Origin of the sequence: Dermacoccus sp. GAS27A (genome assembly GCF_044909235.1) — a bacterium.
GTDB lineage: Bacteria > Actinomycetota > Actinomycetes > Actinomycetales > Dermatophilaceae > Dermacoccus > Dermacoccus nishinomiyaensis.
The window spans coordinates 1-11,653 of the sequence record NZ_JBIYDW010000017.1 but is presented as its reverse complement, the minus strand read 5'-3'; the positions used below and the strand labels follow the sequence as shown (position 1 = coordinate 11,653).

The window sequence follows — 11,653 nt, the reverse complement described above, 5'->3', positions numbered from 1 at the left end:
GATCCACCAGTACAACCACCACCGGCCCCACTCAGCCATCGGCAGAGTCGCGCCCATCACCCGGTTGGACAACCTGGCTGGTCATCACATCTAGTGCTGCGTTCGCCGCCGGCGACGTGTCGTCCGCGAGTTGGGCAGGACGTCAGCGTGGTCACGCCGTCGACGGAGCCGCGGTGCCGTCGGGCCAGGTGAGGGTGCGCGCCGATGTGAAGTGGCGGGGGGTGCCGTCGACGGGGTCGACGAACGCGAGCGTCTTCGCGAGCAACTGCAGCGGACGCGTGAAGTCGTCGATGTCGTCGTCGAGACGCACGTGCGGATAGAGCGGATCGCCGACGATCGGGATGCCGAGACCGTTGAGATGCAGGCGCAGCTGATGGGTGCGGCCCGTGGCGGGGCTGAGTCGGTAGGTGGCGACGTCGCCGCGCACCTGCCCGAGTTCGATGTCGGTGATGGCGTTGACCGGCGCCCCCGGCACCTCGAACGCCTGCGCGAGGCCGTGCTGCTTGCGGATGTGCGACTCGACCCGACGCGGCAGCTCGAGCGACGGGTCGTACGCCGCGACGGCCTCGTACGTCTTGGTCACCTGCCGCGCTTCGAAGATGCCCTGGTATGCGGCGCGCCAGCGTGGCTCGCGCGTCAGCAGGAGCACCCCGGCGGTGAGCCGGTCGAGGCGGTGAACGGGCACGAGCGTCGGTTCGTCGAGCATCGCGCGTGCCTTGACGACGACGGACTGCGTGACGTGCCTGCCGCGCGGGATGGAAGCGAGGAAGTGCGGCTTGTCGACGACGACGATGCGTTCGTCCTCGTGCAGCACCGTGAGTTCGAACGGCACCTCCGGCTCCTCGCGCAGCTCGCGGTGGAAGTGGACGAACGTGTGCGGCCGGTACGGTTCGTCACCGTTCCAGGATCGGCCGTGGTCGTCGACGAAACGGCCGCGTTCGAGCATCCCGTCGACGTCGACGTGGTCGGGCAGCTTGTCGTGCAGGAACGCCCGCATCGTCGGCCAGGGCATGGGGTTCGTGCGGTCACGATCGGGCGTGCGCACCCATGCGGCACTGAGGCCGTGACGGCGGGGAAGGGGATGAAAATCTGGCACGGACGGCGCTCGCGAACCGTCAGGCGCCCGCGGGCGCGCGGCCCGTCGCGGCGGCGTCGAGGGCGGCGAGGCCCTTGTAGAAGTCCTTCGCCACCTTCGCGTTCATGCGGATGAGGGTGAACAGGACGCGCTGCGGCGCGCTCTGCGGGCCCGTCATCGTCCAGGTGACGTCGGTTCTGCCGTCAGCGGCGGGGGAGAAGGCGAAGTATGAGGTGTTCTCCGACTCGAACGGCGCCGTTAACGTGAGTGCGACGGTGATCTCGTGCGGCGTCGAGTCGAGGATCTCCATGTGTCCCGACCCGGCCTTCTTGTCGCCGGCCCACTCGTACTGCGCGCCGACGCCACGTGCGGCCCCCGAATAGGTGCGGCGCAGCTGCGGGTCGGGCCTCTCCCACGGCGACCAGCGCACCCATTCGTGGAAGTCGTCGACGCACCCGTGCACCTGCTCGAGCGGCGCAGCGATGTGACGGCTGCAGCTGACGCGGAACTCACCCATGCCCCAGAGGATATGCGGGAGGCGCCTGAGCTGCCGCATGCACGGTCCGCTGCCCGTCGGCTGCTCAGCCGAGTGGGATGACAGGGCGGGCTGCGGTCGACCCCCGGTCACCCGCGTGGCCGGCCTCGCAGCAGGAGTCGCGGAAACAAGGAGCAGGGCGCCGGGCGCCCGCAGGTACCTCCAGCCACGTAGATTCACGGCATGGGAATCTTTCAAGGCCTCGCCGGCAACATGCAGCAGATCGACCCGCAGCAAGCACATGAGCTCTACAGCCCCTGGCTGCTCGAGGGTGAGCAGATCCAGTCGGCGTACAAGATGCTGCGCGACGGCTTCTGCATGACCAACTTCCGCATCATCACGCTCGATCACCAGGGTGCGACGGGGAAGAAGACTCGCGTCAAGTCGATCCAGCTGGCTGCGATCGTGGACGTCACCGCAGAGACCGCAGGCGGAGGAGTCGACGACTCGGAGATCACGATCACGTACGTCGTGACGCCTTACCTCAGGGCCCACACCCTGCAGTACGGCGAGTACACGTTCGAGTTCCCCAAGAACTTCGACATCGCGGCGCTGTATCGGCATCTCATGGGCATCGCCCTCAACAACCGTCAGAATCTGAACCGCGCGTGACAGTGGCGCCTGCCGGCCTGCGTGCGTAGCCGCTCGACGCGGGGCTGCGCGCCGAGCGAGATGTCGCCTGCCGCGCCGAGTTGGGGAATCGACGCGCATGACAGGATCGGGCAATGGTCGAGACGGACGCGTTGATCCCCGAGTCGCTGCGAGCGCTGATGGCCGGTCGGGCGGCTGACGGGGCCGGGCTGCCTGACGGTGAGGCGTGGCTGCGCAGCGTCCCGAAGATGCTCGAGACGCTGCTGGGCACCTGGCGTCTGACGCCGGACGGGCCGTCGATGCACGGTCAGTGCGCGCTCGTCGTGCCGGTGCGGCGGGGTTCGGAGCGGCTCGCGCTCAAGCTCGCGTGGCCGCACGCCGAGGCACGGCACGAGCACCTGGCGCTGCGCGCGTGGCGCGGTGTCGGAGCGGTCAAGCTCGTCGCGGCCGAACCGTCGTCATGGGCGCTGCTGCTCGAACGGTGTCGGCCGACGACGCAGCTGGTGGAGATGTCGTCGCTCGACGCGGCGGAGACGATCGGCGCGATCCACCGGCGTCTCGCCGTGCCGGCGTTGCCGCAGCTCGACACGGCGTCTGCGTGGTGCGGCCGGATCGCCGAGCGGCTGACGGGGGAGGAGCTGCCGATGCCGAGGCGGTTCGTCACCCAGGGGGTGTCGTTGGCGAGATCGCTCGCGCAAGAGCGTGGTGTCGACGCGACGCTCGTGCACTCGGATCTGCACGACGACAACGTCATGAGCGTGACGCGAGCCGGAGCTGTTGGCGGGCTCGTCGCGACCGACCCGAAACCGGTCGCGGGAAACCTCGCGCTCGCGGTTGCACCGCTGTTGTGGAACCGGTGGGACGAGGCCGCTGACGCCTACAACCTGCGGAATCATCTGCGTTTTCGCGTCGACTACGCGTGCGACCCGATGGGCGTCGCGCCCGAAGCGGCCCGGGCATGGACGATCATTCGGGTGCTTGCCAACGCCTGGTGGGCCTGCCACGATGCGCGCCAGCGACGCGCTCCTGCACCGGATCTGACTCGCGAGGTCGCCATCATCAAGGCCATGCAGGGCTGACGTTCACCCCTGCCCGAACGCCTCGGTTCGAAGGCCTCAGAGAGCTTCCGACTACTGCCCAGCGGCCCCGCCCCACGTGCGATGTACGTCCCCATTCGCGATCTGCGTAGCCATCGGCGACTCACGTCCACCTTCGCGATCTGCGTCCCCATCTGCGATTTTCGAAAGCATTCGCCCCCGCCGTCGCACGTGGCAGGTGAGGTGCCCGGGCCGTGCGGAGCGTCGCGCCACCCGGCGGCGGGCCATCTCGTACGCTGTGGCCATGAGCCATCCCACTGATTCGTCGATGCCCGCCGCGCCCGTCAGCCCGGCCCCTGCGGCGCCACCCGCCGCATCGACCGCCATCCTCCCCCCTGAAGCGATCGCGACGGCTGCCGAGGCCGCGATGGCCAAGCGGCCTGTGCGCGAACCGTGGCGCATCGCCATGCTCGCCGTGCTGGGCGGCGCATGGATCGCGCTCGGTTTCGTCTTCTACATCACGACGCAAACGGGCGCGTCGACGATGCCGTGGGGCATCTCGCGCACCATTGGCGGCGTCGCGTTCTCCGTCGGCCTGCTGCTCGTCATCGTGACGGGCGCGGAGCTGTTCACGTCCTCGACGATGACGATCATCGCCAAGGTCGTTGGACGCATCACGTGGCCCCAGTTCGCGCTGCACTGGGTGATCGTGTGGGTGTTCAACTTCGTCGGCGCGCTGCTCGTCGCGGCGCTGTGCTACTTCGGTGGGCTGCAGACGAACGGTAAGAACGGGTGGGGCAAGGTCGTCCTCGACGGCGCGGCCGCCAAGCTGCATCACTCGTGGGGTGAGGCGTTCGTCCTCGGCATCTTCGCGAACCTCGCGGTCTGCCTCGCGGTCTGGATGGCGTTCGCGGGCAAGACGCTCGTCGACAAGGCGTTCGCCGTCGTCGGGCCGGTCGCGCTGTTCGTCGCGACGGGTCTGGAGCACTCGATCGCCAACATGTTCTTCCTGCCACTCGCCATGATCTTCAAGGATCACGGGGGAGCGAAGTTCCTCAAGGGCCTCGACATGTCGGCGTACTCGGATCTCACCTGGGCGCACGTCTTCGTCAACAATCTGCTGCCGGTGACGCTCGGCAACATCATCGGTGGCGGGCTCATCGCGGGCCTGTACCAGTGGTACGCGAACCGTCCGAAGGTCGAGGCAGCTGCGGTCTGAGGATCGCGCTTTACATTCATTAGCTATATTTATGGCGCAGGGGAGTTGCGCCAGGAAGAGACCACCGTGAGCGATGTCGACAAGGCGCAGGTCCTGGAGGACCTCGTCGCACACCTGAGTGAGCGCCTCGACCAGGCCGACGAGGCTGTCGGCCTGCGTCAGCAGGTCGGCGAGGTGATCGAGCAGGACGAGCACCGCGTCGACGACGTCTCGCATCAGGAGGACGCTGGCGCCATGCACGACATGCACGACATGCTCCAGGAGGTCGACAAGACGCAGCAGCGCATCGTCGAGACGGCGAAGGCGTTGACGACGACGGCGTGTGACGTCGTCAAGCCCGGCGCGGTCATCAGTTTCGGCGGCGAGCACTTCGTCGTCGGCGTGGCGACGGACGAGTTCACCTCGGGCGGCACGACCTACCTGGGCATCTCACCGGACGCACCGATCTACGCAGCCATCGAGGGCAAACGGGCCGAAGACACATTCGAGTTCAACGGCACGATGTTGACGCTCGACGACGTGTCCTGACGCTTCGGGCGCGCGGACGTAAGCGTCAGCACTCTGGCGGCGAGAGCCAGCAGTGGGTCACATCGCACACAGCGGTGTGACCCACTGTCATTGGGACCTCTTCGGCGCCACGGTCGTCATCCGATAATCGACATTATGTTAAGTAAGCGGATGGGGGGCCTTCCCCAGCACCCCCACACGGTGTTATCGTTCATAAAAGACTGCCGTTTTCTCACTCAACTCCTCCTGTTACCTTTTGATGGTTGACTCGCACGATTCATCGCCACTAGATCGAGGGACCATGGGTACAACCTCCGTAGCCGCCAGTGACGAGACGATGTGCATGATCCGCACAGCGGACGGTGAGCGACTCGTAACTCCCCTCGGGCCCGATTTAGCCAGGGTGGCCGTTGAGCACGCTCGCCCCATACGGGAGGTCACCTCGTACAAGCAGAAGCGCTCATTTGAGGGCGATTATTGGTCCGCGACGCTGGGGTGCCTCGTTCACCACGAATCTGGGCTCGAGAAGAGGTTCGCGGTCGAGGCTGACTTCCGCCGCGATGTGGTCGCGTACTCATGGCAGCCGCTCATCTTCTCCTGGCCGCGAGGAACACCCGGACGACGTGACCACGTCCCAGACTTCTTCTGCCGACTCGCTAGCGGTGACGGTCTCGTCGTTGACGTCAAGTCCGCCGATCACACTGAAGCTGCCGCAGATCAGTTCGCCCTCACCCGCACAGCCTGTGAAACCGTTGGATGGCAGTACGAGGTGTTCTCAGGTTGGGAACCCCAGCGGGCATTCAACATGGAACACCTGTGCACCTACCGGCGCACGCGCTTCGTTCCCGATCCCTCAGTGCGTGACGCAGCGCTAACGGCGTTCGACGGTGGCGCGTCATTCAACCTCGGGATGAGGCGTCTGATGCGCGAGGCCGCGCTACCCGAACACGAAGCGCGCATGCACCTCTACAACATGATGTGGCACCAGCAGCTTACGTTTGACCTCGAGCAGCCGCTACGCAGCAGCACCATAGTCACGGCGGAGAGTGCATGAAATCTGTCAGGATGTACGACTTCATTCTCTTCGACGCCCAGGCCTGGCAGGTCGTCGGCGTGGATGGCCCGAGAGCCGCGTTGAAAAGCCAAGCGAGTGGGCGCATCCGCCACGTCGCGCTCACCGAGCTGCTCGCCGATGACTCCTTCCAGCCAGAGACCCCGGACCGCTTGCCAACCCTCGACGATGTGCGTTTCTTGGAGAGCGTCCCCCAGCAGGTCGCCGAGGATGCCCGCTGGCTCCAGCGGCACATCGTGGAAATCATCCGCGGTGTGCCACCCATCGACGACACCCCCCAGGAGACTATCCCGAATCCGGCCTACGCCGACGACGTCCCCCGCTACCGCCGCATTGAAGCCAAAGTAGCCGAGCTCGCCTCAACGGCACGACCCCTAAAGGAGCGGCAACTTCGGCAATACGTGAAGGCATATGAACGCGATGGCGTGGCCGCCCTCGTCGACAAGCGCAAATTGCGCGACAAGCGGCCCGGTCTCCGACAAGATCCGCGCATCATGACGCTCCTACACGCGTACGTCGTCGACCAAACGGAGACGTCTACCGGAACCCGTAAACGCGCATTGGATCATCTGAAGTACCAGGCCCGGCTTGAGGGCATCACGGTTCCTTCCGACGCGACCCTCTACCGCCTCCTGTCCCAAGTGGAAGGTGACCTGCACCCATTTGGCAACGCCACGACCAGACGAACCCGCGCCAACCGGCCGAACCAGCCCTTCAGCAGGCGCCGGGCCACGCTTCCAGGCCAACTCGTTGAAATCGACTCGACCCCACTCGACCTCGCCATCGTGTACCCAGACGGAAGCACCGGGCGCCCAGAGCTGTCCGCAATGATCGACGTAGCCACCGGGACCATTTGCGGCGCCATCCTGGTGCCCGAGGGAACGAAGGGAGTGGAACTCGGTACTCAATTGTTGGCGCGCTCTCTGACCCCACTTCCCATGCAGCCCGGATGGGACGACGCCCTCTCTCTCGCGCGATCCACCCTGCCCGTCGAAATGATGGTTCCCGACCCCGAACTGAGAGCGGGGATCGCCGCCCGCCCCCTCATCTACCCCGAAACGATCACGATCGACCGGGGAAAGAACTACATGAGTGAGGTTTTCAGGAACGCATGCGAACGCCTCGAAATCGGTCTAACGCTAGCCTCTCCGGGCACGCCCACAGATAAGCCACACATCGAACGGTTCATGCGAGCAGTCGAGGAGCAGTTCACGCAGTACCTCAACGGATACACCGGTCGAGATGTCGCCAACCGTGGCCGCGACGTCGAACGAAGGGCCCGATGGGCTCTCCACGAGGTTCAATCACTTCTCGACCAGTGGCTCGTCACCGTCTGGCAGAACCAACCGAAGGACCGCCTGCGACACCCCGCCGTTCCGAAGCGGGCGCTGACACCCAATCAGATGTACACGGCGCTGTCGGGGGTCGCACCGACAGCCACGAGGGCTCTCACCCGCGACGACTACATCAGTATGCTCCCGATGAAAATGCGAACCGTCCAGCACTCCGGAATTAATCTGGACGCGATGTCGTACAACTCCCCTGCCCTCAACCCCTACCGCAAACAACCATCCGGATTGTCGAACACCGACAAGTGGGAGGTGCGCTACGACCCTTCTCGCATGAACGTCATCTTCTTGCGTGACCACCGCAAGCCGTCTGGCGAGCAGTGGATTGAGGTGCCGTGGATCTTGCACACCGACGCCGTCCCAGCGTTCTCGGAGAGCGTGGCCAAGGTGGCTGTCAGACTCGCGAAGGAAGCATCCCGGGGCCAAGAAGCACCGTCAAACCTTGTACTCGACCACATCATGCGCATTCAGTCCGGACTGAACCTATCGACAGCGACGGAACGTAAGGCCAGGCGACGGAACAGCCAGCCGAACGTTCCGGAGGTAGCCCTCGCACCTGAGGCGCGGACACCTGTCCCCCGGAATGGCGAGGCTAGCGCCCCCACACCGGAAGAAGAGCCGGACGCCGAGGACCAGACGAAGCAACGCAAACGAGTGCGCCGCGCCGAGTACTGAGGAGCCACCATGAGCGACATCCAACTGACTAGCGCACCAATCACACTCGACCAATGGCGACGCTTCATGGCATATGAGCCGGTGATCGTCGACGCCCTTAGTCCAGAGCAAGTTGAACGGCTGACACACGAAGAAGCCGAGCGTTACCTAGAGCGTCGCGCCGCCGCTATCAACAGCCACGACGTGCTCCTCACGCCTGACTTGGATCGCCTTGAACGTCAATTCAGGGTTCATCGGCTCGGCGCGCACGGCCCCCAGTTCGGGCCCCGCCAGAGCATGGCGGTCTCGGGAGCCCAGCGCCTGGGCAAGAGCACCGCAGCCCTCCATCTCGGCAAGCTCCACGAAATCACCGAGCGAAAGAAGACGGGCCGTGCCGGCACGGACTTCGCACCGACCCTCTACCTGTCGACACCCCCCGGGGCTACGCCCAAGACCCTCATGAGTGCATTCGCCGCCGCACTGAACCTCCCGGTGCACGTACGTGACACCACCGAGACCATCACCGCTCAGGTCGTTGACGTCCTTGCCAGCCTCAGCACCAGTCTCATCATCGTTGACGAGGTCCAAAACCTCCGCACACGAGCCCAATCCGGCCTGGACGCAGCGTCAGCACTCAAGGCCTTCATGGACCGCGTGCCAGCGCTATTCCTATTTGTCGGAGTCGACCTTCCGGACTCTGACCTGTTCGCGGGCCCTATGAGCGCCCAAATGCAAGGGCGCGTGACCATGCACTACCTCAAGCCCATGAGCAGAGGCACCCAAGAGGACCGTGACGAGTGGGATTCGCTCATCGACCTCCTCGAGGAGTCATTGCCTTTGATGAGCCAGCCCGCCGGCCACCTGTCGAGTCAAGCGAGCGAGTTCCTGCACGCCGCAACAGGCGGCAGCATCGGCTCCCTGCGCACCCTCGTGCGCATGGCAGCGCTCGGCGCCCTCATCGACGGCAAAGAAACCATCGGCTTACGCGAGGTCAAGACAGCTCACCGCGACTACCGCGCGGAACTGGCCGCCAAGGAGGAACACCTCACACAGACCCGCCAACACAGCCCAGGTCGACCCGACGCCCGATCGAGCGCGTGATACCCACTCAAGTGACCAGCTCCGAGAGCGCCGATGCCGCGCCAAACGTGCTTCCGCCACCCGCCACGAAGCCACTACCAGTACCGGTCCGCTGCTTCCACGGCGAAAGTATCCGTTCATACGTTCGCCGACTCGAGGCCGCAAACGGATACGCTGCCGGTCGCCTCCTCTACACGCTTCAATCCCGTGGCATCCTCTCAAAATCCTCCCCGTACTCCCCTGCCGCCGTTCCGACCTGGCGTGCACTCGGCTCGCTCGACCCCCGCTGTTTCACCACACCACGACTCGTAAACGGCAACTGGGTACGCGATCGTCGATTGTGCCTCGCATGTTGCAACGGAGAGTCGGCCACCGGGGCCTTGCCGAAGGCCGGCTTAGTGTGCCTACGCCATCAACGATGGATCTCCTGGGACGAGGATGCGATGCCCAGATGCACCAACCTCGCCCTAGCCGCAGAGCGGCAATTCCGGCGGCACCTCGTCCCCACAGGGACGACCTTCGATGCGCCACTGATGGTGCTAGCCCTAGAGGTCACCGCCATCGCTGTCTCCCCTGCGAGCCTCGAAGAACCCGCCTTGACGACACACCCCTACTTGTACGCGGGACTGTCACATCCGGCGATCCGCCTATACCCCCTCCAAGTGCCGATCGCTCGACAGATCCACCGCGCGTCGCGACAAGTGACCTCTGCGCTCGCTCATGAACTGGCCGAGGAGATCGTCGCCTCCATCGATACCAGCGAGACGTGGAGGGCCAAACGAGCAGTACTTCGCCTGACAAGCGCGCTAGAACGAATCGCCCGCGATCGACAAGCCCACCGACAAGACCCCTGGAACCTCAATCCAGAGGTGGCATGAGCCGGCGACGCAAAGAGGTGACACGCTCATCCTCGTCAAGGACAACGATGCCCGATCCCCCGTCATGAACGAGCCAGACACCGATCACCACGTCGGCCGCGATCCCGAACCCCGGGCCAGCCAGCAACACGACAACCCCTGGCTCATCTGGCGTAGTGCCCGCCAACTGCGAAGCGAGATGCGACGCCCCGAGATCCACCTGCTCCCCCAACAACTCAGCGGGGTCTCGCTCGAGAGCGTGGCGCAGGCTGCGCAGGCTGCTGGGCCGCTTCGGCGTTCGCGTCGCGACGACGAATTCCTCCCCCAGCCCGACCAAGCCGGGCTGCAGTTCCCGAACCGCATCTGCGTCTAGTGATTCCGCGGGGCTGACGCGGACCCGTCCGGCGGCGGCTCGTCTGGCTTCCGGCACCAGGACCGCCTCGAGCGAATCGCGTAAACGCCGAACCGCACGCTCGTCGTCCATTCCGGTGTCCAGGGAAAGAACCTGCACGTCGGGCAGGGCGCCGTCGGCAATCAGCTGTTTGATCCGTCTCCGACTCTTGACTGGGGCATCCATCAGGGCCCGGTGTGCGAGTGCCTCAGCGGTTACCGGCGCCATGTCTCCTGTGGCGTAAGCATCGAGCGGCACGTCTTCCACCCGAGGATTGATGCCCACATGCAACACCCTTCCTACTCGGGTGCTGGTGCCACGCTCCGGCTCGATCACCAAGTAGATGACCCACGGCTCGCTACCAGCCCAGCTGATGAAACCGTCACCGTCGTCCAAATACCCCAGGTAGTCCGCAGATTCCGGATCTTCCCAACTGCTGGGGCCGCCCGCTCCCCCGCTCACCGAACTCTGCCTAGTGCCGATCGCGCCGGTTCGCGGACCCCACCACAATCACGACTCCCACACAGGCTCCAAGAGGTCATCAAGCCGAGTGTCGAAGGCGCGTGCCAGCAGCAGCCACGTGCGCAGATCCCCGTTGGCGCGTCCTCGGGCGATGTTGGTGAGAGTTTGGCGGTGTAGACCGGAACGCTCCGCCAGCTCCTCAAAGGTGAGCCCCGACCGAGCGCGTGCGTTGACGAAGATAGCTCGCAGCTGGCTGAGGTCCGGATCCATGTTTGATTGGGGCACAGCAACCACACAAAGCGGCTTCACCCGAAGACGCAGTACACGTACATATACTTTTATTGACCGTGGCCCGCCGAACCGCTCCCGGAGTCTCTATGCGCACCGCCTATCCGATATCAGCCGTCACGGCGCTTGTGAGCGTTGCCCTGACCGCCTGCTCAGGTGGGGACACCTCCAGACCTGATACAACAACCCACACTGCAACCATTTCCATGGCCCAGGCCCTCGCCTCCGACAAGGAAGCCACGCGTGCGTGCAAGACACTTCTCGGGGACGGCAAACAGCTAGCGACATGGGCTGATCTAACCGGTACCAACTACCGTGTCGCCGGTGCCCGCGGGGTTAAGGGTGAGATGTCCGAGCGAGCGATCACGTGCTCAGTCACCGACACCACCGAGCCCGGCAACCGGGCGTACCTCAAACTCTTCGGCCCGGGCAGCAGTGAGTACTGAAGCGTCCCGGGTGTGATGCCGCTTCCTTTCGAGTTCGAGAGGATGTTGTTCATGCCGAAGAAGTTCGATCCCGAGGTGAAGGACCGCGCG

11 protein-coding genes are annotated in these 11,653 nt (G+C 65.0%); 7 read left to right on the top strand and 4 right to left on the bottom strand.

The features are described from left to right. Positions 1-151: 151 nt before the first annotated feature. The gene (locus ABH936_RS13865; RefSeq protein WP_404603541.1) at positions 152-1,012 is read right to left on the bottom strand and encodes a pseudouridine synthase; all 861 of its coding nucleotides are present in this window, start codon (positions 1,010-1,012) and stop codon (positions 152-154) included. Between the two features lie 103 nt (positions 1,013-1,115). Continuing rightward, on the bottom strand, positions 1,116-1,592 hold the full coding sequence (locus ABH936_RS13860; protein ID WP_404603540.1) for an SRPBCC family protein: 477 nt from the start codon (positions 1,590-1,592) through the stop codon (positions 1,116-1,118). 201 nt (positions 1,593-1,793) lie between these two features. On the opposite strand from ABH936_RS13860, the gene ABH936_RS13855 reads away from it, so the two are divergent. The 7 genes from ABH936_RS13855 to ABH936_RS13825 all read left to right on the top strand — a co-directional run bounded on the left by ABH936_RS13855 (position 1,794) and on the right by ABH936_RS13825 (position 9,140). Beyond that, a complete protein-coding gene (locus ABH936_RS13855) occupies positions 1,794-2,222 on the top strand; it encodes a PH domain-containing protein (RefSeq protein WP_144707722.1) in 429 nt (142 codons plus the stop codon). 113 nt (positions 2,223-2,335) lie between these two features. Further along, the gene (locus ABH936_RS13850) at positions 2,336-3,280 is read left to right on the top strand and encodes an aminoglycoside phosphotransferase family protein (RefSeq protein WP_404603539.1); all 945 of its coding nucleotides are present in this window, start codon (positions 2,336-2,338) and stop codon (positions 3,278-3,280) included. Positions 3,281-3,542: 262 nt separating this feature from the next. Then, the gene (locus tag ABH936_RS13845) at positions 3,543-4,457 is read left to right on the top strand and encodes a formate transporter FocA (RefSeq protein ID WP_404603538.1); all 915 of its coding nucleotides are present in this window, start codon (positions 3,543-3,545) and stop codon (positions 4,455-4,457) included. Between the two features lie 66 nt (positions 4,458-4,523). Further along, complete coding sequence (locus ABH936_RS13840) at positions 4,524-4,985, top strand: hypothetical protein (protein ID WP_404603537.1); 462 nt, start codon at positions 4,524-4,526, stop codon at positions 4,983-4,985. A gap of 322 nt (positions 4,986-5,307) precedes the next feature. Then, complete coding sequence (locus ABH936_RS13835) at positions 5,308-6,018, top strand: TnsA-like heteromeric transposase endonuclease subunit (protein WP_170957188.1); 711 nt, start codon at positions 5,308-5,310, stop codon at positions 6,016-6,018. Between the two features lie 11 nt (positions 6,019-6,029). Continuing rightward, a complete protein-coding gene (locus tag ABH936_RS13830) occupies positions 6,030-8,060 on the top strand; it encodes a Mu transposase C-terminal domain-containing protein (protein ID WP_006947235.1) in 2,031 nt (676 codons plus the stop codon). 9 nt (positions 8,061-8,069) lie between these two features. Beyond that, positions 8,070-9,140, top strand: a complete 1,071-nt coding sequence (locus tag ABH936_RS13825) for a TniB family NTP-binding protein (protein WP_404603536.1) — start codon at positions 8,070-8,072, stop codon at positions 9,138-9,140. Positions 9,141-9,977: 837 nt separating this feature from the next. Here ABH936_RS13825 and ABH936_RS13820 read toward each other — a convergent pair. Together ABH936_RS13820 and ABH936_RS13815 are read right to left on the bottom strand one after the other, a co-directional pair. After that, the gene (locus ABH936_RS13820) at positions 9,978-10,829 is read right to left on the bottom strand and encodes a hypothetical protein (protein ID WP_136788346.1); all 852 of its coding nucleotides are present in this window, start codon (positions 10,827-10,829) and stop codon (positions 9,978-9,980) included. Positions 10,830-10,877: 48 nt separating this feature from the next. Continuing rightward, complete coding sequence (locus ABH936_RS13815; RefSeq protein WP_136788345.1) at positions 10,878-11,099, bottom strand: helix-turn-helix transcriptional regulator; 222 nt, start codon at positions 11,097-11,099, stop codon at positions 10,878-10,880. Between the last annotated feature and the right edge of the window lie 554 nt (positions 11,100-11,653).

Bases quoted from the DNA above. Each gene is read 5' to 3' on its own strand.
- ABH936_RS13835 (WP_170957188.1), top strand. From the start codon at position 5,308: ATGATCCGCACAGCGGACGGTGAGCGACTCGTAACTCCCCTCGGGCCC.
- ABH936_RS13855 (WP_144707722.1), top strand. From the start codon at position 1,794: ATGGGAATCTTTCAAGGCCTCGCCGGCAACATGCAGCAGATCGACCCG.
- ABH936_RS13845 (WP_404603538.1), top strand. From the start codon at position 3,543: ATGAGCCATCCCACTGATTCGTCGATGCCCGCCGCGCCCGTCAGCCCG.
- ABH936_RS13860 (WP_404603540.1), bottom strand. From the start codon at position 1,592: ATGGGTGAGTTCCGCGTCAGCTGCAGCCGTCACATCGCTGCGCCGCTC.
- ABH936_RS13825 (WP_404603536.1), top strand. From the start codon at position 8,070: ATGAGCGACATCCAACTGACTAGCGCACCAATCACACTCGACCAATGG.
- ABH936_RS13865 (WP_404603541.1), bottom strand. From the start codon at position 1,012: ATGCCCTGGCCGACGATGCGGGCGTTCCTGCACGACAAGCTGCCCGAC.
- ABH936_RS13815 (WP_136788345.1), bottom strand. From the start codon at position 11,099: ATGGATCCGGACCTCAGCCAGCTGCGAGCTATCTTCGTCAACGCACGC.
- ABH936_RS13850 (WP_404603539.1), top strand. From the start codon at position 2,336: ATGGTCGAGACGGACGCGTTGATCCCCGAGTCGCTGCGAGCGCTGATG.
- ABH936_RS13830 (WP_006947235.1), top strand. From the start codon at position 6,030: ATGTACGACTTCATTCTCTTCGACGCCCAGGCCTGGCAGGTCGTCGGC.